Genomic DNA, 20998 nt, shown 5'->3' on the forward strand with positions numbered 1-20998 from the left:
GGGGGCAGACCACAGGACCTTGGCTGGGCCGGCCAACGGATTCGGAAAAAGGGAGTTTTACGGCCGCAACTGTCGCCTGATCCACGAAACTTTGAAGAGGACGTCAACGTGATCGACAAGCAAAACCTTCGTATCAATGCCATCGCCGCCGCCATGCTGGCGATGTCGCTGGGAGCCTCGAGCGCGATCGCGGCCAGCGCCTCGGCGCCGCTGCCGGTCAAGGAACCGGGCAGGTCCGCGCCGGCCGATGCGGTGACCTCCAACCGCATCCTGGTGCGCTACAACGCCGGTAGCGCCGCGGCCAGCGATCGCAGCGCCAAGCTGTCGGCGGTGCAGTCGGCGGTGGGCCGCGCCAGCCTCGGCGGCGGCAACGGCATCTCGCGCGCGGCCGCGGCCAGCGTGCGCGCCGAGTACGTGCGCACCCTCGGCATCGGTGCGGACCTGATTCGCCTGACCGGCAAGCTGAGCAAGGCCGACCTGGACAAGGTGGTGGCCGAGATCGCCGCCGACCCGGCGGTGAAGTACGCGCAGGTCGACGCCAAGCTGCGCCCGGTCGAGGTGCTGCGGGCCAAGACGCAGGTGCAGCCGCAGTTGGTGCCCAACGATCCGCTGTACGCGCAGTATCAGTGGCACTACAGCAACGCCACCGGCGGCATCAACCTGCCGGCCGCGTGGGACGTATCCAAGGGCGACGGTGTCGTCGTCGCGGTGCTCGATACCGGCATCCTGCCGAACCACCCGGACGTGGCGGTGAACCTGCTGCAGGGCTACGACTTCATCTCCGACAAGGAAGTCTCGCGGCGTCCGACCGACGCCCGCGTGCCGGGCGCGCTGGACTACGGCGACTGGGTCGAGAACGACAACGAGTGCTACGCCGGTTCGGTGGCCGAGGACAGCTCCTGGCACGGCAGCCATGTCGCCGGCACCGTCGCCGAAGCGACCAACAACGGCATCGGCATGGCCGGCGTGGCGCCCAACGCCACCGTGCTGCCGGTGCGCGTGCTCGGCAAGTGCGGCGGCTACACCTCCGACATCGCCGACGCCATCGTCTGGGCCTCGGGCGGCACCGTGTCCGGCGTGCCGGCCAACCAGAACCCGGCCGAGGTCATCAACATGAGCCTGGGCGGCGGCGGTGCCTGCGACAGCGCCACCCAGGACGCGATCAACGGCGCGGTGTCGCGCGGCACCACGGTGGTGGTGGCCGCCGGCAACAACACCGCCAATGCCGCCAACTTCAGCCCGGCCAGCTGCGACAACGTGATCGCGGTCGGCGCCACCCGCATCACCGGCGGCATCACCTACTACTCCAACTTCGGCGCCAAGGTGGACCTGTCCGGTCCGGGCGGCGGCGGCAGCGTCGACGGCAACCCGGGCGGCTACATCTGGCAGAACGGCTACAGCGGCGCGACCACGCCGACCTCCGGCAACTACACCTACATGGGCCTGGGCGGCACCTCGATGGCCTCGCCGCACGTGGCCGCGGTGGCCGCGCTGGTGCAGAGCGCGCTGATCGCCGCGGGCAAGGCGCCGCTGACCCCGGCGGCGCTGGAGACGCTGCTCAAGCAGACCGCGCGTCCGTTCCCGGTGTCGATCCCGTCCAGCACCCCGATCGGCACCGGCATCGTCGACGCCAAGGCCGCCCTGGCCAAGGCGCTGGAAGAGCCGTGCGATCCGGCCACCGAGCAGTGCGCGCCGCCGGCGACCGCGCTGACCAACAAGGTGGCGGTGGCGGGCCTGGCCGGTGCCGCGGGCAACGAGGCGCTGTACAGCTTCGAGGCCAAGGCCGGTGCGGTGCTGAGCTTCCTCACCTACGGCGGCAGCGGCAATGTGTCGCTGTATGTGAGCTTCGGCAAGGAGCCGGGCACCGGCAACGCCGACGCCAAGTCGACCCGTCCGGGCAACAACGAGACGGTGCGCTTCACCGCGCCGCAGGCCGGCACCTACTACATCAAGCTGGTCGGCGAGAGCACCTACAACGGCGTCAGCCTGGTCGCGCGCCAGTAAGCGTACGCGGCGCAGGGAAGCGCCATGCGGTTCCAGGAAACCCGGCTCCGGCCGGGTTTCCTGCATCTGCGGGCAGCGCCGTGTCGGCCCACTCCGCGACCGCGGCAGCGCGCAACGCAACTGCCCAGCATGTCCTGCCAGGATGTCAGGCCGATGACCGTGGCGGGCCTGTCGGTGCCGGTCCGTTGGCCGCCCGGTAGACAGCGGCGGGGGAGTGCGCCGGATTCGGCGTCGGGTCATGCCGAACTGCTAAAGTCGCACGGTCATCTGGGAGGGATCGCGTGAATGCGCTCGTGAAGGACACTGCCGTCGCCGTGGAGACGCCCGAAACCCGCATCATCGCGGCGTTGCTGGCCAAGGGCCGGCTCAAGGACGGCGACCTGGCGCGCGCGCGGCAATTGCAGCGCGAGTCCGGCGGCAGCCTGCTGGCGCTGCTGGCGCGCCTGGGCCTGGTCTCCGAGCGCGACCATGCCGAGCTCAGCGCCGAAGTCCTGGGCCTGCCCCTGCTCGACGCCAAGCAGCTGCCGGCCACCGCGCCGGAGAGCCTGCCCGAGGCGCAGCCACTATCGCTGCGCTTCCTCAAGCAGTTCCATGTGTGTCCGCTCGGCGAGCGCGACGGCGTGCTGGAACTGTGGACGGCCGATCCGCACGACGCCTATGCCGCCGACGCAGTGCGCCTGGCCACCGGCCTGCAGGTGCTGCCGCGGGTCGGCCTGCGCTCGGAGATCGACGACCTGATCGAGCGCTGGTTCGGCCAGGGCCGCAGCGCGATGGGCGCGATCGTGGAAACCGCCGACGGCGACAGCGTCGCCGCCGACGACATCGAGCACCTGCGCGACCTGGCGTCCGAGGCGCCGGTGATCCGCCTGGTCAACCTGGTGATCCAGCGCGCGGTGGAACTGCGCGCCTCGGACATCCACATCGAACCGTTCGAGAGCCGGCTGAAGGTGCGCTACCGCGTCGACGGCGTGCTGATCGACGGCGAGAGCCCGCCGGCCAACCTGACCGCGGCGGTGATCAGCCGCGTCAAGATCATGGCCAAGCTCAACATCGCCGAGCGCCGCCTGCCGCAGGACGGCCGCATCATGCTGCGGGTGCAGGGCAAGGAACTGGACCTGCGCGTGAGCACCGTGCCCACCGCGCACGGCGAGAGCGTGGTGATGCGCCTGCTCGACCGCGAGACCGTGGTGTTCGACTTCCACCGGCTCGGCTTCACCGACGCGTTCCTGCCGCAGTTCCGCAAGGTGCTGGAGCAGCCGCACGGCATCCTGCTGGTCACCGGCCCCACCGGCTCGGGCAAGACCACCACGCTGTACACCGCGCTGAGCCAGCTCAACACCGCCGACGTCAAGATCATTACCGTCGAGGATCCGGTCGAGTACCAGATCGAGGGCATCAACCAGATCCAGGCCAAGCCGCAGATCGGTCTGGACTTCTCGCATGCGCTGCGCAGCATCGTGCGCCAGGATCCGGACATCATCATGATCGGCGAAATGCGCGACCTGGAGACGGCGCGCATCGCCATCCAGTCCGCGCTGACCGGCCACCTGGTGCTGTCGACCCTGCACACCAACAACGCCGCCGGCGGCATCACCCGCCTGCTCGACATGGGTGTGGAGGACTACCTGCTGACCTCCACCATCAACGGCATCCTCGCCCAGCGCCTGGTGCGGCGGCTGGAGCCGACCCATGCCGAGCGCTATGCGGCCTCGCCGGAGGAGATCGAGAAGTTCGAACTGCGCCGGCTGCAGCCGGAAGGCGAGATCTTCCTGTACCGTCCGCGGCCCTCGGCGATCGCGCCGACCGGCTACGTCGGCCGCACCACCATCATGGAATTCCTGGTGATGAACGACGTGCTGCGCCGTGCGGTGATGCGCCACGCCGGCATGGGCGAGATCGAGCAACTGGCGCGCGAGGCCGGCATGCGCACCATGTACGAGGACGGCCTGGCCAAGGCGCTCAGCGGCCAGACCACGATCGAGGAAGTGCTGCGCGTGACGGAGGAAACCTGATGCGCGCGGCGTGCGCTCCGGTGGTGACGACGTGTCGCTGCGCCATGCGTCGGCGTTCCGCGTTCGGGAACTCAGGGGCCGCGCGCGATGCGCTCTACCATTCCCGATTCCCCATTCCCCACTCCCAGCCCTGATGCCTCTGTACCGCTACAAGGCCCTGGACTCGCATGGCGAGGTCCTGGAAGGGCAGATGGAAGCCGCCAGCGAGGCGGAGGTGGCGCTGCGCCTGCAGGAGCAGGGGCATATGCCGATGCAGGCCCGGCTCGCCGCCGAAGGCGGCGGCACCTCGCTGCGCGGGTTGTTCCGGCCCAAGCCGTTCGACGGCGCGGCGCTGGTGCAGTTCACCCAGCAGCTGGCGACCCTGCTCGGCGCCGGCCAGCCGCTGGATCGCGCGCTGTCGATCCTGCTCGAGCTGCCCGAGGACGAACGTTCCAAGCGCACCGTCGGCGACATCCGCGACGCGGTGCGCGGCGGCGCGCCGCTGTCCGCCGCGCTGGAGCGCCAGCACGGGCTGTTCTCGCGCCTGTACATCAACATGGTGCGCGCCGGCGAGGCCGGCGGCAGCCTGCACGACACCCTGCAGCGCCTGGCCGAGTACCTGGAGCGCAGCCGCGAACTGCGCGGGCGGGTGATCAACGCGCTGATCTATCCGGCGATCCTGGTCAGCGTGGTCGGCTGCGCGCTGCTGTTCCTGCTCGGCTACGTGGTGCCGCAGTTCGCACAGATGTACGAGAGCCTGGACGTGGCCCTGCCGTGGTTCACCCAGGCGGTGCTGAGCGTGGGCCTGTTCGTGCGCGACTGGTGGATCGTGCTGCTGGTGGTGCCCGGGGTAACCGTGCTGGCGGTGGATCGCAAGCGCCGCGACCCCGCGTTCCGTGCCAGCTTCGACGCCTGGCTGCTGCGCCAGCGTTTCGTCGGCGTGCTGATTTCGCGGCTGGAGACCGCGCGCCTGACCCGTACCCTCGGCACCCTGCTGCGCAACGGCGTGCCGCTGCTGGCGGCGCTGGGCATCTCCCGCAACGTGCTGTCGAACCTGGCGCTGACCGCCGACGTCGGCGCCGCCGCCGACGACGTCAAGAACGGCCACGGCCTGTCGGCATCGCTGTCCAAGGGCAAGCGCTTCCCGCGCCTGGCGCTGCAGATGATCCAGGTCGGCGAGGAATCGGGCGCGCTCGACATCATGCTGCTGAAGACCGCCGACACCTTCGAGCAGGAGACCGCGCAGGCCATCGACCGCCTGCTGGCGGCGATGGTGCCGGCGATCACCCTGGTCCTGGCCTCGGTGGTCGGCCTGGTGATCATTTCCGTCCTCGTCCCCCTCTACGACCTCACCAATGCGATTGGGTGAGGCCATGCGCTTGCGAACCTCAGGTTCGCGCATGGCCGAACGCCCGGCCATGGATGGCCGGGCCGGTCTCTCCGGAGCCGGCAATGCGACGCCATGGACGGCAGCGGCCTTGCCTGGCGTGTCCGCGCGGTGCGCCATGGCGCATGTGGCGCCGAACGCCCGGCCAGGGATGGTCGGGCCGGTGGTTCCGGCGCTCGTAGTGCTGCGCCACGGATGGCAGCGCGTGCGTCTGGCGCAGCGGATCAATGAATCGAAGGAGGCCATGCGCTTGCGAACCGCAGGTTCGCGCATGGCCGAACGCCCGGCCATGGATGGCCGGGCCGGTCTCTCCGGAGCCGGTAATGCGACGCCATGGACGGCAGCGGCCTTGCCTGCTGCGTCCGCGCGGGGCGCCATGGCGCATGTGGCGCCGAACGCCCGGCCCCGTCCGGGCCTCGGGCGACTGCCGCGGAATGTGACGCCGCGCGGTCCCGGTCGGGAACCTTCCGCCGCCGCCCCTGTCCCATTGCCAGCGGCGCCGCGCGCGCCGGCCGCGGCCGTGCGTGCGCGCGGCGCGGATCCTCCACCGCCCGGCGTGACGGCGTGCGTGACGCGCCGCTGTACCGCCGGCCGCCGCCGGCTGCCATCGTCACTGTGTTCGGCTACATAGGTCTTCCACCGCAAGGATCCGATGCAATGCGCACTCTTCGCCGCTCCCTGACCCGTTCCCCGTCCGCCGCACGCCAGGCGGGCATGAGCCTGCTGGAAATCATCATCGTCATCGTGCTGATCGGCGCGGTGCTGACCCTGGTCGGCAGCCGCGTGCTCGGCGGCGCCGACCGCGGCAAGGCCAACCTGGCCAAGTCGCAGATCCAGACCCTGGCCGGCAAGGTCGACAACTACCAGCTCGACACCGGCAAGCTGCCGTCCAAGCTCGACGACCTGGTCACCGCGCCGGGCGGCGTCAGCGGCTGGCTCGGTCCGTACGCCAAGCCGGCCGAACTGAACGACCCCTGGGGCCACCCGATCGAATACAAGGTGCCCGGCGAAGGCCGGCCGTTCGACCTGATCAGCCTGGGCAAGGACGGCCAGCCCGGCGGCAGCAGTTACGACGCCGACATCAAGTACGAGTGATCCGACGCCGTGATCCGGGCCCCTGCCGGCGCGCTGCGCTTCGGCGTGCCGGCGTGCGCGCCGGCTGCGCGTGCGCGCATGCGCGGCGTGTCGCTGCTGGAGATGCTGCTGGTGGTGGGCCTGATCGCGATCGCCGCGCTGCTGGCGGCCTCGGTACTGACCGGCGGCATCGACGGCATGCGCCTGCGCTCGGCGGCCAAGGAGATCGCCTCGCAACTGCGTTACACCCGCGCCCAGGCGATCGCCAGCGGCCAGCCGCAGCGCTTCCTGATCGATCCGCAGGCGCATCGCTGGCAGGCGCCCAACGGCCGCCACGGCGAGATCCCGCCGTCGCTGACGATCCGCTTCACCGGTGCGCGTCAGGCGCAGCGCCGCGACGGCGAGGGCGCGATCCAGTTCTTCGAGGACGGCGCCTCCACCGGCGGGCGCATCGACCTGCAGGCGCGCCAGGCGCGCTGGCGCGTCGACGTGACCTGGCTGACCGGCGAGGTCACGGTCGGGCGCGCACCGGACCAGGCGGGCCCATGAACCGCCAGCGCGGCTACACCCTGATCGAGGTGATCGTGGCGTTCGCGCTGCTGGCGCTGGCGCTGACCCTGCTGCTGGGCTCGCTGTCCGGCGCCGCACGCCAGGTGCAGCGTGCCGACCAGTTGAGCCGCGCCACCCTGTACGCGCAGTCGCTGCTGGCGGCGCAGGGCGTGGAGCAGCCGCTGCAGCCGGGGCGCAGCCAGGGCACGCTGGATCAGGGTCGCTACCGCTGGACCCTGGACGTGGCGCCCTACGCCGACCCGCGGCGGCCGCCCGATGCCGCGGTGACGCCCGGCGCGCCGACCTTGCTGCAATTGACCCTGCAAGTGCGCTGGGGCGATGCGCCGGCGCAGGCGCTGCAGTGGAAGACCCTGCGCCTGGTCGCCCCGCAAGGCAACGGGGTGCCGCAATGACCACGCGCGCGCCGCCGCGCGCCGCCGCGCGCGGCTTCACCCTGATCGAAGTGCTGCTAGCCACGGTGCTGCTGGTCGGCGGCCTGACCCTGGCCTTCGCCACGCTGCGCTCGGCGATGGCGATCAGCGGCCGCGGCGAGGCGATCGCCGGACGCAGCGAACGCATGCGCGCGGTCGAGGGCTTCCTGCGCCGGCGCCTGAGCGGCGCGCAATCGCTGCCGCTGGATATCGACACACACACCCTGCAGCCGGTGCGTTTTGTCGGCGAACCGCAGCGCATGCAGTTCGTGGCCGATCTGCCCGAGTACCTCGGCCGCGGCGGCCCCTACCTGCACGACCTGCGGGTCAGCGGCGAGGGCGACCATCGGCAACTGGCGATCGCGCTGGTGCAGGTGCAGGCCGGCAAGCAACTCGCCGAGACCCCGCCGCGCCCGCCCGAGCCGCTGGCGCGCGACCTGCGCGAGGTGCGCTTCCGCTACCGCGGCCTGGACCCGGAGCGCGGCACCATCGGCCCCTGGCAGGAGCGCTGGGAGCGCACCGACACGCTGCCTCTGCTGGTCTCGATCGAGTTGCGCAGCGGCGACGGCATGGCGTGGCCGCCGCTGGTGGTGGCGCTGCGCCAGGCCGGCGGCGCGGAGATGCGGCAATGAGCGCGACGCATCGCCACCGCGGCGCGGCGCTGGTGCTGGTGCTGTGGCTGATCGCGCTGCTGACCGCGCTGATCGGCGCGTTCGCGCTGACCGCGCGCACCGAGAACCTGCAGGGCAAGGTGCTCGGCGACGGCGCCGAGGCGCAGGAGCGCGCCCGCGCCGGCCTGGAATACGCGCTGACCCGGCTCGCCGGCACCCCTACGCAGCCGGGCTGGCGTGCCGACGGCCGGCGCTACCGCTGGCAGTACGAGGGCGCAACCGTCGACCTGCGGGTCACCGACGAGAGCGGCAAGGTCGATCTGAACATGGCCGATGCGCAACTGCTGGCGGCGCTGGTGCGCGCGGTCGGCGAGGATCCGCAGCGCGCCGAGCGCATCGCCGCGGCGATCGTGGACTGGCGCGATCCCGACAACCTGACCCAGCCCAACGGCGCCGAGGATCCGGACTATGCCGCCGCCGGTTTGCCCTACGGCGCCAAGGATGCGCCGTTCGAAAGCCTGGCCGAGCTGCAGCTGGTGCTGGGCATGGACCCGGAGCTGTACGCCAAGCTGCTGCCCAACCTGACTCTGTACGGTGGGGTGTCGCGGCCGACGCCGGACTTCGCGCCGGGGCCGGTGCTGACCGCGCTCGGCCTGGACGCGCAGCAGGTGCTGGCGCAGCGCGAACGCACCGACCAGACCCAGCTCGGCATGGTCGGCATGGGCGGTGGCGGCACCTACAGCATCGAAAGCCGGGCGCGGCTGGGCAATGGCCGCGAGGGCGTGTTGCGCGCGGTGGTGCGCCCAGGCTCGTCGGCGCTGCCGGGCTCCGCCTACACTGTGTTGCGTTGGGAAGAAGGAACGACGGTGCGATGACGGCGTGGCGCGACACGATGGACAAACTTGGCGTACGCATCGCCCCCGGTGCGGGCGGGCTGCTGGCCTGGTGGCAGCGCTCGCTGATGGCGTGGCTGCCGCCGCGCTGGCAACTGCAGCTGGGCTGGTCGCAGGCGCGGCTGCTGCTGTGGCGCGAGGGCGAGCAACTGATGCTGGCGCGGCAGGTCGAGTCCGAACTGGGCGCGCCGCTGGCGCTGCCGTGGCCGCTGCTGCCCGACGAACTGGAGGCGCTGCTGGGGCCGCGCCTGGCGGCGCTGCCGCGGGTGTGGCTGTTGCCGGCCGAGGCCGCGCTGCAACGCCGGTTGCGCCTGCCGGCGGCGGCCGCCGAACACCTGCGCGAGGTGGTGAAGTTCGAGATCGACCGGCAGACCCCGTTCCAGGCCGACCAGGTGATCTACGACGTGCGCGCCGACGGTCGCCGCGACGACGCCCAGCTCGACGCCGAACTGGTGGTGGCCCCGCGCCGCGTGCTGGACGACCTGCAGGCCAGCGCCGGCGCGCTGCGCCCGACCCTGGCCGGCATCGACGTCGCCGGCAGCGATGGCGCGCCGCTGGGAGTGAATCTGCTGCCGCAGGAACAGCGCCACCGCCGCGCCGACCCGATGCGGCGCTGGAACGCGATCCTTGCCGCCACCGCGCTGCTGGCGCTGTGCGCGGCCGGCTGGCAACTGCTGGACAACCGCCGCGATGCGCTGGAGCACCTGCGCACCCAGGTGGACAGCGGCGCGCAGCGCGCGCGCGCGGTCGCCGCGCAGCGCCAGCAGCTGGTCGATCTGGTCGAAGGCGCTGCGTTCTTCGACCAGTTGCGCGCCGAGCGCCCGGCCTCGGTGGAGGTCTGGAACGAATTGAGCAAGCGCCTGCCGGAGGGCACCTATCTGGAGAAGTTCTCGATCGAGGGCAACCAGTTGCAGTTGATCGGCCTCAGCAGCGAAGCCTCGTCGCTGGTCGGGCGGCTGGAAGGTTCGCCGCTGTGGCGCACGCCGTCGCTGACCGGCGTGCTGCAGGCCGACCCGGGCAGCCACCGCGACCGCTTCACCCTCACCGCCGAGCTGGCCGGGACCAAGCGCAAGGAGGCCGCCGATGCCGGTGCAGGTCGATAAGCGCGACCGCTGGCTGGCGCTGGGGCTGCTGCTGGCGGCGCTGGCGCTGGGCTACCTGGTGCTGGTGCATCCGTGGTGGACCGTGCCGATGCGCGAGGTCGATGCGCAGATCCAGGAACTGCAGCAGCGCGAACTGCGCGTGCGCATGCAGTTGCAGCAGGCGCCGCAGGTGGCGCAACGGCTGCAGCAGGCGCAGCGCGAACTGACCACGCGCCCGGGCTTCCTGCGCGAGACTTCGGCCGAACTGGCCTCGGCCGGTCTGGTGCAGCGCCTGGAAAGCGCGGTGGCCACGGCCAGCCCCGGCAACCGCAGCTGCGCGATCAGCAACCGCTCGCCGCTGGCCGCCGACAACCGCAGCGACCGCTTCACCCGCGTGGCGGTGCAGGTGCGCCTGCGCTGCGGCACGCCGGAGCTGGCGGCGGTACTGCATGCGCTGGAAAGCGGCACGCCGGCGCTGTTCATCGACAATCTCAACGTGATGGCGCAGCGCTACCAGCTCTCGCCGGGCGAGAGCGGCAACGGCCTGGACGTGGCCTTCGAACTGGCCGGCTACCTGCGTCCGAACGCGATGCCGGCGCCGCCGGCGGCGTCCACCACACCGGACCCGTCGGCAGCAGCGGCCCCCGCCGCAGCCACGCCGGTGATGAACGCCGGCGGTTCCGCCGGCGCTGGCCCGACCGAGCCGGCCGCCGTGCCGTCGCCGCCGCCGGCCACCCCCAGCGCGACCAACCCTCCGGGTGCGCCCGGCGCCGCGAATGCCGCGCCGGCGGACCTGCCGCAACAGGTGGAGGGCCGTCATGCGAATTGAAGCGATGGGCCTGCGTACCGTGTGGCTGGGCACGCTGGCGCTGTGGGGGCTGCTGATCTGGGCGTTGGGCCTGGGCGGGCTCGGCGAACGCGTGGCGCCGCTGCCCGACGATCCGTCGATGCTGCAGCGGCTGCCAGGCTTGCCCGCGGCCACCACACAGCGCCTGGGCGATTTCTCGCAGTACGGCGAGATCGCCGCGCGCCCGGTGTTCGCCGAGGATCGCCGTCCGCATCCGTTCTTCCTCAGCGCCGACAACGGCCAGGCCGCCGCGCCGAACGTGCGCCTGACCGGGGTGCTGCTCACCGACCGCTTCAAGATGGCGACGCTGACCACCGAGCAGGGCGAATCGCTGCGCCTGAAGGAAGGCGGCGACGCCGTGCAGGGCTGGCGGCTGCTGTCGCTGGCGCCGCGCCAGGCCACGGTCAGCGGCAGCGGCGGCACCCAGACCCTGGAATTGAAGGTGTTCGACGGCAAGGGTGGGCAGCCGCCGACCGTGCTCGGCCAGGCCGGGCGTGCCGCGCAGGGGCAGATGCCGCCGCCGGCGTCCGCGCCCAATGGCCAGTCCAACGCCAACGCGCCGCGCCCGCCGAACCAGTCCACCCCCAACCCGGTGCCGAACCAGGCACCGACCCCGAGCGCCCCTCAGCCGTCGTCGCCGGCTCCGTCGTCGGAGCAGTTGCAGGCCATCCGCGAGCGGATCGAAGCGCGCCGTCGGCAATTGCAGCAACAGCGCCAGAACAACCCCTCAGGTCAGAACCCTTGAAGAGTGATCGCATGACGCCGCGTCTGTTTTCCCTGTTCCTCGCCATCGGCCTGGTGGCCGGCTGCGCCACCACGCCCTCGCCGGACATCCGTCGCGGCGCCGCGATCAACCCCCAGGTCGGCGCGGCCGGCAGCACCCAGAGCGACGGCCAGGGCGGCCCGGCCGATCCCAACGCCTTGCCCGAGCGCGCCACCCCGGTGATCCGCCGCGGCAGCGGCACCATGATCAATTCCGCGGCCGCCGCGGCGCCGGCGCCGTCGCTGGGCAACGCCAGCAGCGGCAGCGCCACCTTCAACTTCGAGGGCGAATCGCTGCAGGCGGTGGTCAAGGCCATCCTCGGCGACATGCTCGGGCAGAACTACGTGATCGCGCCGGGCGTGCAGGGCACGGTGACCCTGGCCACGCCCAAGCCGGTGTCGCCGGCGCAGGCGCTGAACCTGCTGGAGATGGTGCTGGGCTGGAACAACGCACGCATGGTCTACAGCGGCGGCCGCTACAACATCGTCCCCGCCGACCAGGCCCTGGCCGGCACGGTGGCGCCGAGCACCGCCTCGCCGGCCAACGCGCGCGGCTTCGAGGTGCGCGTGGTGCCGCTGAAGTACATCTCCGCCAGCGAGATGAAGAAGGTGCTGGAGCCCTACGCGCGCCCGAACGCCATCGTCGGCATCGACGGCTCGCGCAACGTCATCACCCTGGGCGGCACCCGTGCCGAGCTGGAGAACTACCTGCGCACCGTGCAGATCTTCGACGTCGACTGGCTGTCGGGCATGTCGGTGGGGGTGTTCCCGATCCAGTCGGGCAAGGCCGAACAGGTCGCGGCCGACCTGGAGAAGGTGTTCGGCGAGAACAGCAAGACCCCCAGCGCCGGCATGTTCCGCTTCATGCCGCTGGAGAACGCCAACGCGGTGCTGGTGATCACCCCGCAGGCGCGCTACCTGGACCAGATCCAGGAGTGGCTGGACCGCATCGACAGCGCCGGCGGCGGCGCGCGGCTGTTCTCCTACGAACTCAAGTACATCAAGGCCAAGGATCTGGCCGACCGCCTGGCCGAAGTGTTCGGCGCCGGCGGCGGCAACCGCGGCGACTCCAACGCCTCGCTGATGCCGGGCTCGCAGATGAGCCAGTTGAACGGCGGCGGCCTGGGCGGCTTCAACGGCAGCGACGGCAGCAGCCTGGGCGGCGGCAGCTTGGGCGGGAGCCTGGGCAGCAGCAGCGACAGCCTGGGCAGCAGCAGTTCCTCCGGCAGCAGCGGTGGCGGCCTGGGCAATGGCAGCCTGCAGTTGTCGCCGCGCACGTCCGGCAACGGCAGCGTGACCCTGGAAGTGCAGGGCGACAAGGTCGGCGTGTCGGCGGTGGAGGAAACCAACACCCTGCTGGTGCGCTCGACCCCGCAGGCCTGGCGCTCGATCCGCGACGTGGTCGAGAAGCTCGACGTGATGCCGATGCAAGTGCATATCGAGGCGCAGGTGGCGGAGGTCAACCTGACTGGCGATCTCAAATACGGCGTCAATTGGTACTTCGAGCAGGCGGTGAACGCGTCGTCCACTGCCGACAACATCGGCTTCAGCGGCGGTGGCGCGAATCTGCCCAGCGCGGCCGGCCGCAAGATCTGGGGCGATATCGCCGGTGCCATCACCGGCAGCAGTGGCCTGGGCTGGACCTTCCTGGGCAAGAACGCCGCAGCGGTCATCACTGCGCTGGATCAGGTCACCAACGTCAAGCTGTTGCAGACGCCCTCGGTGTTCGTGCGCAACAACGCCGAGGCCACGCTCAATGTGGGCACGCGCATTCCGATCAACTCGGTCAGTGTCGACACCGGCCTGGGCGCCGGCACCACCTACTCCTCGGTGAACTACCTCGATACCGGCGTGATCCTGAAGGTGCGTCCGCGCGTGACCAAGGACGGCATGGTGTTCCTGGACATCGTGCAGGAAGTCAGCTCGCCCGGCGCGGCGCCGACCAATTGCGGCACCAGCGCCGGCACCAGCGTCGCCTGCAACGTGCCGATCAACACCCGTCGGGTCAAGACCGAGGCGGCCGTGCAGAGCGGCGACACCATCATGCTGGCCGGCTTGATCAACGACAGCACCACCGACGGCAGCAACGGCGTGCCGTACCTGAGCAAGCTGCCGGTGGTCGGTGCGCTGTTCGGGCAGAAAACCCAGAAGCAGGATCGCCAGGAAGTGATCGTGCTGATCACGCCCTCGATCGTGCGCAACCCGCAGGAAGCGCGCAATCTCACCGACGAGTACGGGCAGAAGTTCGAGGCCATGAAGCCGCTGCCGGCACGCGGCAAGAAGTAAGCGGGTGAGCCTGCCCATCGTGCTGCTGGCGGTCGGCGTCGACGACGTCGCGCTGGACGCCTGCCTGGGCGCGTTGGAAGCGAACACCCCGGCCGGCACCCGCGTGTGGCTGGCCGACGATGCGCAGGCCGGCCCGCGCGGCATCCGGGTGATCGAGGCTTGGCTGGCGCGCACGCGCCTGCAGGCCGACTACACGCGGCGGCCGCGCATGCTCGGCGAGGTGGCGCATGTGGACGAGATGCTGCGTGCCTGCGGCGATGCGGACGTGGCGGTGCTGGCGGCCGACGCGCAGCCCGGGCCGGGCTGGTTGCTGCAGTTGAGCGCCTGCCTGGCGCGCGACGCGGCCATCGCCAGCGCCACGCCGTGGAGCAATGCCGGCGAAGCCTGCGCGTGGCCGCGGCTGGGCGAGATCAATCCGCCGCCCGAGGATCCCGAGCGCCTGGCGCGGGCCTGCGCGGCGCTGCCGCCGCTGCATCCGGAACTGCCGTCGGCGGTGTGCCATGCGGTGGTGCTGCGTGGGGTGGCCCGGCAGCGTGCCGGCGGCCTGGACGCCAGCAGCTATGGCTCCTGGTATGCGGCGCTGACCGACCTGTCGCTGCGCATGGCCGGACTCGGCTGGCGCAACGTGCTGTGCGAGACCGCGCATGTCGCGTGCAGCGGCGAAGGCCGCGCCGCCGACGGCGACATGGATGCGCTGGCCACGCGCTGGCCGGCCTGGCACGCGCGCCTGGCCGGCTTCCTGATGCACGATCCGCTGCGCGCCTGCCGCGAAGAGCTGCAGCGCCTGTACGACACGCTGCCGCCGCCGGATCCGCAACGGGCGTTGTTCGATGCCTAGTGCGTCTGGTGTCGAGGTCGCTCCCATAATTCAGCCATGGTGACAACAAGTGCAAGGGCAAAGCTTTCGCCTTGCGGCGAGTCACTTTTCTTTGCTTGTGCAAAGAAAAGTAACCAAAAGAAGCGCTTCACCACAGCCGAAGGCTGGTCAAGCACACCCTGCCTCGCGCCCTCCGCGCTGACGCGCTCCGGGTCCGCGTCCATCCCGGGGATCCGCGGAAGGGGCATCCTGCCCCTGCCGCGGACGGCGCACATCCCTGTGCGCCGCCCCTTCGGGGTTTTTCCCCGCGATGGCCGCCGCTTCGGAAGGGAACCCGGCAAGTCAAAAGCCAGAGAAACAGCCAAAGCCAAAGCCAAGCGACTGTGCGATGAGCAGTGTCCGGGTGCGATGTGGGAGTGACTCTCGTCCCCTTTGTGGGATCAGTCCCGACGGCTTCCGAGGTCCGATCGTCCGCCTACTCCGTTCGTCGTGGTTGCATGACAGTTGACTCCCTCAGCGGCTTGCGGCGAGCCCGCCGGATGCACTGTGGGAGGGACTTCAGTCCCGACGCATTGCGCCATCGGAAAGCACGCACCACTTCGCGCGTCGCGGCTGCATGACAGTTGACTCCCACAACCTCCCGTGACTGGTTGGCATCGCCGCAGATCGGCTTATTTCCCCGGCGCATACACATCCACCGACACTTCCAGCACATCGTGGCGCCAGGACTCGATGTCGAATTCCACGGCACGTCCGTCGGGATCGTAGCTGACGCGTTGCAGACGGAAGCACGGCGTGCCGGCGGTGGATTGCAGCAGCACCGCCTGCTCGGCATCGAGCGTGGCCGGATACATCGACAGCCGGCTGCGCGCCTGCCGCAAGCCCAGGCGCTGGGTCAGCACGGCGCTCAGCGAGCCGGCCAGGTCGTGGTCGAGCAGGCGCGGCGCCCACACGGCGAGGATCGCATTGGTCTCCAGCAGCACGGCTCGCCGTCCGATCCAGCGGCGGCGGCGCAGCACGAACACCTCGGCATCGGGATCGTCCAGGTGGAGGTGCCGGGCGAGCGTCGGGCCGGCCGGCTGGCGCTGCGCGGCGAGCAGTTCGGTGCGCGGGACGCCGCCCTGCGCGGCCACGTACTGCATGAAGCCGGCGATGCTGTTGGGGTCGTGGCGTACCCGCGGCGCGCTGACGAACCAGCCGCGGCGGTTCTCTCGGTAGATGTGCCCGTCCGATTCCAGTTGCTGCAGCGCCTCGCGCAAGGTGATGCGGGTGCAGCCGAACAGCGCGGCCAGTTCGCGCTCCACCGGCAGGCGTTGGTCCGCCCGCCATTCGCCGGCGGCGATGCGCGCCAGCAGCGCATCGGCGATGCGTTGGGCGAAGCCGGCTGCGGTGGCGAAGTGCATGCGAAATCCAGAGCGTGGAGAAGCGTTGCTGACAAGACTACGCTGCCGGCAGGGTCGCGGACGATGCGGGCGACTGATGTTGGCGTGATGCTCGTGCGGCTGCGGCGCGCCATTCGCATCGAGTTGACGACGGCACGCGCTGTGCCGCCAGGCAGCAAAGAGCGCGTGGCGTGTCAGGTGCCGGCTTGCGCGCGGCGCAGATCGGCCTGCCACAGGCGCAGTCCGTATACCGCCAACACCACGAATCCTGCGTACAGCGCGGCGGTGGGGTACAGCCCCTTGTACACGAACACGCCGACGTAGATGCAGTCCAGTACGATCCACAGGCTCCAGTTGGCGATGCGCTTGCGCGCGGCCCACACGCTGGCGACCACGCTGAAGGCCGACAACGCCGCGTCCAGCCACGGCAGCGCCGCATCGGTGTGCCGGTGCATCCACCAGCCCAACAGCGCCGCGCCGACGGCGCCGGCCAGCAGCGAACGCAGGCCTTCGCCCCACGGCAGCGGCCCGACCTGGACCTTGCCGTCGTCGCCCAGCCCGTTGCTCCAGCGCCACCAGCCGTAGCCCTGCAGCACCACGTACAGGCCCTGCAGCAGCATGTCCGAATACAGCTTCCACTGATAGAACAGCCACGCGTACAGCAGCACCGCCACCACGTTGACCGTCCAGCACCAACGCACCCGCCGCGCGGTCAGCCACACACCCAGGACGTTGATCAGGACGGCGAGCAATTCGAGCGGGGACATGGTGGGGAGGCCGGGAGTGGGGATTGGGGATTAGAGATTGGGGATTATTCGCGGGCGCAGTGCATTGCGCGCGTGCTGTAGGAGCGGCTTCAGCCGCGACCCGTCAGCAATAGCGCGTCGCGGCTGAAGCCGCTCCCACAGGGGCTGGCGGCAAGCCCGCCGAGTGCAATGTGGGAGGGACTTCAGTCCCGACGCATTGCGCCATCGGAAAGCACATCACTTCGCGCGTCTCGACTGCATGACAGTGGATTGCCACCTTGGTCATCGGCGCGGCTGGTGTTCGAGAGAAGTCATGGTTGATCCGGAGAACAGGGCCAGGCGTTTGCGAACGAAGAAGACAGTGTTTGCTGAAGGAGCAGCGTTTTTCTCACTGTAGCGATCAGCCGCAACCCGTCAGCCGCGGCGCGTCGCGGCTAAAGCCGCTCCCACAAGGTGAAGCTCCATGTCTCGCTTCCGGCTTTCACGAATCCCCAATCCCGATTCCCCATTCCCAGCTCCTCAAAAATCGAACTGCAGCGCCAGCCGCGCCGTCCGCGGCGCGCCGAGGAACAGATAGTCGTCGCCTTCGTAGGCGCCGACGTCGCGCCAGTAGCGCTTGTCGGTGAGGTTGTCCACGCTCAGTCGCAGCGTGGTCGGCACCGCGCCCAGCCGGGTGGCGTAGCGGGCGCCGAGGGTGTAGACGCTGTAGCCGCCGACGGCGACCTGGCCGCTGCGGTCGGCGTACTTGGCGCCGCTGTACTGCGCGCCGCCCAGCAGCGCCAGGCCGCTGACGCCGGGCACGTCCCAGGTGGCCTGGGCGCTGGCGCGCAGCCGCGGCACGTTCAGTGCCTGGTGGCCTTCGTCGCCCGGCGTGCCGGTGTCCTCGGCGCGCGCGCGGATGCCGGCGACGCTGGCCTGCAGGTGCAGGCCGGCGCCCAGCGTGCCGGCGGCGGACAGTTCGATGCCGCGGTTGTGCAGGCGGCCCTGCTGCACGAACAAGAAACTGCCGTCGGCCTGCGGTTGCGCGTACTGGTTGGCCTGGCGCATGTCGAACAGCGCCGCGCCCAAAGTCACGCCATCGCGCTCGAACTTCATGCCGGCCTCGCGCTGGTAGGCGCTGGTAGGGGCGAGGATGCTGTCGGCGTTGCTGGCGAACCACGGCGCGGTGCCGCCGGGGGCCAGGCCCTTGGCGAAGCTGGCGTACAGCGACAGCGACGGCCGCAGCTTGAACAGCAGCGCCGCCTGCGGCAGAAACACCGAACGGCGCGTGCGTCGGGTCAGGCTGCCGTCGCGGTCCCAGGCGCGTTCGTCGTAGCGCACCTGGCGTGCGCCCAGCAGCAACTGCCAGGCATCGCCGATGCCGATGCGGTCGCTGGCCAGCAGCGCGGTCTGCGCGCTGTCCAGGCGCCGACGCTTGGGGCCGAGCACGGCGTCGGCAGGCGACAGCAGCGGCGGATCGGCGTCGATGTTGCCGCTGCCGATCATCTCGTTGATCGAGCCGTGGCGGTCGATGGTGCGATGCAGGTAGTCGACGCCGACCTGGAACTGGTGCTGCAGCACGCCGGTGCTGGCGCTGCCGCTGGCGATCGCCTGCAGTTCGTCGTTGCGGCGGCTGTCGGCGGGGCTGCGGTAGTCGTAGATGTCGTAGTCGCCTTCGCGGCTGAAATGGTTGGGCACCGCGTCGCCGGCGCAGCTGGCCGCGCCGTAGCAGCCCCAGGCGAAGCTGGAGTAGTCGTCGATCAGTGCGCGGCTGTGCGAGGCGGCCACCTGCAGATGCCAGGCGTCGCTGAAGCGGTATTCGTAGCGCGCCTGCGCATTCAGCGCCTCGATGCCGACCGGCCTGGACCACGGCTGGTAGGCGAGCAGGCGATGCACGGACACTCCGCTCGGCAACTGCGTGCCGCCGAGCAACTGGTAGCCCGGCACCGAGCGCTGCTGGCGGTCCTGGTACTCCACGTCCAGTTGCAGGGTCGATTGCGGGTCGATGTTCCAGTCCGCGGCCAGCGACAGGAAGTTGCGGTGGCCGTCGGCGTGATCGACATAGCTGCGCAGGGTCTCGTGCGCGGCGTTGACGCGCAGGCCGAACTGACGCTCGCTGCCGAACCAGTCGCCCAGGTCCACCGCCGCACCTCGGCTGCCGTCGTCGTCGCCGTTCAGCACCAGGCTGCGCACGTGCTGCGGGCGCTTGGTCTGGTAGTCGATCACGCCGGCCGGGGTGGTGATGCCGGACAGCACCCCGGATAGACCCTTGAGCACCTGCACCTGCTCCTTGTTCTCCAGCGCCACGTTCTGTTCGCCGGCGATGGTCAGGCCGTTGATGCGGTAGCTGTTGGCCGCATCCAGCGAATAGCCGCGGACCAGGAAGTTCTCGTAGTAGCCGATCGGCGCGTAGCTGTCGCCGACCGCGGCGTCGGCGCGCAGCACCTCGCTGAGCACGCGCACCTGGCGGTCGGACAGCTGCGTGCGATCGATGGTGTCGATCGCCATCGGCGTGTCCAGCAGCGGCGCGTCGCCATAGCCGCTCAGGCTGCTGCGGTCGTGCGGCTGGCGACCCTGCACGTTGACCGCGTCCAGTTCGACCGGGGTCTGCGCGCTGGCGGGCGCCGGCGCAGCGTCGGCGGCCAGGGCCGGCAGCGGCAGGGCGATGGCCAGGGCCAGCGCGAGGGCGTGCGGAGCGGGGAAGCGGCGTGTGGGAAGCATGCGGAACGACCTCGGGGAAACGAAACGAAGGAGAGAAGCGGCAGCGCCACGCGGTGCGCGCACGGCGGGCGTGACGGCGGACGTGTCGGTGTGGATGCGACGGTTCATGGCGCGGCCGCCGCGCGCCGTTGCAGGTGCCGCAGCAGGCGCTGGCCCTCGCCCTGGCCGAACCAGGCGGCGTGGCCGAGCAGATAGCGGCGGTAGGCGATCTCGGCGTGCACGTCCGAGCCGGTGATGCCGGCGAAGTACTCGATCTCGCTGAGCGCGAAATCGGCATGCACCAGCGGTAGCAGCGCGGCCAGCAGGCGCAGGTGCGCCGCGTCCAGCGGCAGCAATGTGGCGTAGCCGTGCAGCAGCGCATCGAGCTGGTCGAGATCGGCGACGGCGGTGCCGCCGTCGTCCAGTTGCAGCCACGGGATCAGGTTGCGCTCGATCGCGGTGGCCAGGTCGAACAGGGCGAAGCTGCGGTCGGACAGGCCGAAATCGAACACCGCGCTGACCGCGCTGGCGGCGCCGTGGCCGCGCCACAGCAAATTGGAGGCGTGCCAGTCGCCATGCGTCCACAGCGCCGGCGGCGGCGTCTGCAGCAGCGGCCAGGCCTGTGCGTGCCAGGGCAGCAGCTGCACGCGCAGGTCGTCCTGCCAGTCGCGTTGCCGCAGCCATGCGGCCAGCGCCGGACGCCGTGCCAGATCGTGCTCCAGCGCCTGCAACGGCTGCGGCTGGGCGAACAGGCGCAGGTTGGCGACCAGCACGGTGGTGCTGCGCGGCGGCGCGGCGTAGCCGGCGGCGGCGCGGTGCAGCGCGGCCAGCGCGCGGCCAGCGGCAGCGGCATGCGCGGTGTCGGCGAAGCGCGTCCACGACATCGCCTCGCGGTAGCGGTCCTCGCCCTCGCCGGCGCGCATCACCTCATAGGTCCAGTGGCCACGCCGCACCGCGCTGGCGCCATCGCGGTCGCGCAGCACCTCCGGCACCGGCACGCCCTGCGCGCGCAGATGGGCGATGAAGGCATGCTCCTCGCCCAGCGCGTGCAGGTCGCGCACGCGGCGATGGTGGCGCTTGACGAACAGCGTGCCGACGGCGGTCTCGACCTCCGCCGCTGCCGAGAACGGGCGCGGGCTGTGCCAACGCAAGGCGTGCAGGCGGCCGGGCAGGGCGTACTGCTGCAGCAGGGCTTCCACCTCGCCGTCGGACAGCGGCGGCCAGTCGGCGGCCACGGTCTGCGTGCCCATGCCGTGCATCTGGTGGCGGGCGCTCATGCGCGTGCCTCGCGGTGCCGGCACGACCCGGCGCGCCGTGCCAGCGGCCGCAGCCTGGGCATGCCATGCGCCACAGCGCGGCCCTTGCGGGTGGTTGGTCTAGACCAGAAGCGAGGAGGCCTGGGACAGGGCCCGGTCGCGCGATCGGGAGCGGAGAAGCGGGCGCCGCCGGCATCTCGG

Annotated in this window: 16 protein-coding genes and 1 pseudogene; 13 read left to right on the top strand and 4 right to left on the bottom strand. The window is 70.9% G+C overall.

Annotation, left to right across the window (positions count from 1 at the left end; translation table 11 throughout):
- Positions 1–108 precede the first annotated feature (108 nt).
- From ACHWVH_RS04235 to ACHWVH_RS04295, 13 genes and pseudogenes are all read left to right on the top strand, one after another.
- Positions 109–2004 carry a S8 family peptidase gene (locus ACHWVH_RS04235; RefSeq protein WP_320739636.1) on the top strand — a complete coding sequence of 632 codons (1896 nt, stop codon included), beginning with the start codon at positions 109–111 and terminating at the stop codon, positions 2002–2004.
- Positions 2005–2285: 281 nt separating this feature from the next.
- Entirely contained in the window at positions 2286–4016 is a 1731-nt protein-coding gene (gene gspE, locus ACHWVH_RS04240) for a type II secretion system ATPase GspE (RefSeq protein WP_043093251.1), read from the top strand.
- Between the two features lie 133 nt (positions 4017–4149).
- Positions 4150–5364 carry a type II secretion system F family protein gene (locus tag ACHWVH_RS04245; protein WP_394686721.1) on the top strand — a complete coding sequence of 405 codons (1215 nt, stop codon included), beginning with the start codon at positions 4150–4152 and terminating at the stop codon, positions 5362–5364.
- Between the two features lie 675 nt (positions 5365–6039).
- Entirely contained in the window at positions 6040–6477 is a 438-nt protein-coding gene (gene gspG, locus ACHWVH_RS04250) for a type II secretion system major pseudopilin GspG (protein ID WP_026143220.1), read from the top strand.
- A gap of 78 nt (positions 6478–6555) precedes the next feature.
- Complete coding sequence (locus ACHWVH_RS04255) at positions 6556–7005, top strand: GspH/FimT family pseudopilin (RefSeq protein ID WP_043082891.1); 450 nt, start codon at positions 6556–6558, stop codon at positions 7003–7005.
- Positions 7002–7418 carry a prepilin-type N-terminal cleavage/methylation domain-containing protein gene (locus ACHWVH_RS04260; RefSeq protein WP_017908496.1) on the top strand — a complete coding sequence of 139 codons (417 nt, stop codon included), beginning with the start codon at positions 7002–7004 and terminating at the stop codon, positions 7416–7418. Before ACHWVH_RS04255 ends, ACHWVH_RS04260 begins: the two co-directional genes overlap by 4 nt.
- Positions 7415–8068: a type II secretion system protein J gene (locus ACHWVH_RS04265; protein ID WP_394686722.1), complete on the top strand. Its 654-nt coding sequence runs from the start codon at positions 7415–7417 to the stop codon at positions 8066–8068. The genes ACHWVH_RS04260 and ACHWVH_RS04265 overlap by 4 nt, the downstream gene beginning before the upstream one ends.
- Positions 8065–8922 carry a general secretion pathway protein GspK gene (locus ACHWVH_RS04270; protein WP_017908494.1) on the top strand — a complete coding sequence of 286 codons (858 nt, stop codon included), beginning with the start codon at positions 8065–8067 and terminating at the stop codon, positions 8920–8922. The genes ACHWVH_RS04265 and ACHWVH_RS04270 overlap by 4 nt, the downstream gene beginning before the upstream one ends.
- Positions 8919–10043, top strand: coding sequence for a PilN domain-containing protein (locus ACHWVH_RS04275; protein ID WP_267108107.1), 1125 nt, complete (start codon positions 8919–8921; stop codon positions 10041–10043). Before ACHWVH_RS04270 ends, ACHWVH_RS04275 begins: the two co-directional genes overlap by 4 nt.
- Positions 10024–10662 (top strand): annotated as a pseudogene (gspM, locus tag ACHWVH_RS04280) (type II secretion system protein GspM); the annotation flags it as partial. The gene ACHWVH_RS04275 and the pseudogene gspM, both read left to right, overlap by 20 nt.
- Positions 10663–10840: 178 nt before the next feature.
- On the top strand, positions 10841–11614 hold the full coding sequence (gene xpsN / locus ACHWVH_RS04285) for a type II secretion system protein XpsN (RefSeq protein ID WP_026143492.1): 774 nt from the start codon (positions 10841–10843) through the stop codon (positions 11612–11614).
- Between the two features lie 11 nt (positions 11615–11625).
- Positions 11626–13917 carry a type II secretion system secretin GspD gene (gene gspD / locus ACHWVH_RS04290; RefSeq protein ID WP_295926548.1) on the top strand — a complete coding sequence of 764 codons (2292 nt, stop codon included), beginning with the start codon at positions 11626–11628 and terminating at the stop codon, positions 13915–13917.
- 4 nt (positions 13918–13921) lie between these two features.
- A complete protein-coding gene (locus ACHWVH_RS04295) occupies positions 13922–14755 on the top strand; it encodes a hypothetical protein (protein ID WP_043093238.1) in 834 nt (277 codons plus the stop codon).
- A 650-nt stretch (positions 14756–15405) separates the two neighbouring features.
- Here ACHWVH_RS04295 and ACHWVH_RS04300 read toward each other — a convergent pair.
- The 4 genes from ACHWVH_RS04300 to ACHWVH_RS04315 form a co-directional block, all read right to left on the bottom strand.
- Complete coding sequence (locus ACHWVH_RS04300; protein WP_394686723.1) at positions 15406–16137, bottom strand: UTRA domain-containing protein; 732 nt, start codon at positions 16135–16137, stop codon at positions 15406–15408.
- Between the two features lie 173 nt (positions 16138–16310).
- Complete coding sequence (gene pnuC, locus ACHWVH_RS04305) at positions 16311–16883, bottom strand: nicotinamide riboside transporter PnuC (protein ID WP_394686724.1); 573 nt, start codon at positions 16881–16883, stop codon at positions 16311–16313.
- A gap of 498 nt (positions 16884–17381) precedes the next feature.
- The gene (locus ACHWVH_RS04310; RefSeq protein WP_394686725.1) at positions 17382–19562 is read right to left on the bottom strand and encodes a TonB-dependent siderophore receptor; all 2181 of its coding nucleotides are present in this window, start codon (positions 19560–19562) and stop codon (positions 17382–17384) included.
- A 104-nt stretch (positions 19563–19666) separates the two neighbouring features.
- Positions 19667–20818 carry a phosphotransferase enzyme family protein gene (locus tag ACHWVH_RS04315; RefSeq protein WP_295930708.1) on the bottom strand — a complete coding sequence of 384 codons (1152 nt, stop codon included), beginning with the start codon at positions 20816–20818 and terminating at the stop codon, positions 19667–19669.
- Positions 20819–20998: the final 180 nt, after the last annotated feature.

The organism is uncultured Xanthomonas sp. (assembly GCF_964278005.1).
Lineage (GTDB): Bacteria > Pseudomonadota > Gammaproteobacteria > Xanthomonadales > Xanthomonadaceae > Xanthomonas_A > Xanthomonas_A sontii.

Excerpts from the sequence above, each read along its gene's own strand:
- ACHWVH_RS04255 (WP_043082891.1), top strand. The coding sequence starts at position 6,556 with ATGCGCGGCGTGTCGCTGCTGGAGATGCTGCTGGTGGTGGGCCTGATC.
- pnuC (WP_394686724.1), bottom strand. The coding sequence starts at position 16,883 with ATGTCCCCGCTCGAATTGCTCGCCGTCCTGATCAACGTCCTGGGTGTG.
- ACHWVH_RS04300 (WP_394686723.1), bottom strand. The coding sequence starts at position 16,137 with ATGCACTTCGCCACCGCAGCCGGCTTCGCCCAACGCATCGCCGATGCG.
- ACHWVH_RS04265 (WP_394686722.1), top strand. The coding sequence starts at position 7,415 with ATGACCACGCGCGCGCCGCCGCGCGCCGCCGCGCGCGGCTTCACCCTG.
- gspD (WP_295926548.1), top strand. The coding sequence starts at position 11,626 with ATGACGCCGCGTCTGTTTTCCCTGTTCCTCGCCATCGGCCTGGTGGCC.
- ACHWVH_RS04315 (WP_295930708.1), bottom strand. The coding sequence starts at position 20,818 with ATGAGCGCCCGCCACCAGATGCACGGCATGGGCACGCAGACCGTGGCC.
- ACHWVH_RS04310 (WP_394686725.1), bottom strand. The coding sequence starts at position 19,562 with ATGCTTCCCACACGCCGCTTCCCCGCTCCGCACGCCCTCGCGCTGGCC.
- ACHWVH_RS04260 (WP_017908496.1), top strand. The coding sequence starts at position 7,002 with ATGAACCGCCAGCGCGGCTACACCCTGATCGAGGTGATCGTGGCGTTC.
- xpsN (WP_026143492.1), top strand. The coding sequence starts at position 10,841 with ATGCGAATTGAAGCGATGGGCCTGCGTACCGTGTGGCTGGGCACGCTG.
- ACHWVH_RS04270 (WP_017908494.1), top strand. The coding sequence starts at position 8,065 with ATGAGCGCGACGCATCGCCACCGCGGCGCGGCGCTGGTGCTGGTGCTG.
- ACHWVH_RS04245 (WP_394686721.1), top strand. The coding sequence starts at position 4,150 with ATGCCTCTGTACCGCTACAAGGCCCTGGACTCGCATGGCGAGGTCCTG.
- gspG (WP_026143220.1), top strand. The coding sequence starts at position 6,040 with ATGCGCACTCTTCGCCGCTCCCTGACCCGTTCCCCGTCCGCCGCACGC.
- ACHWVH_RS04275 (WP_267108107.1), top strand. The coding sequence starts at position 8,919 with ATGACGGCGTGGCGCGACACGATGGACAAACTTGGCGTACGCATCGCC.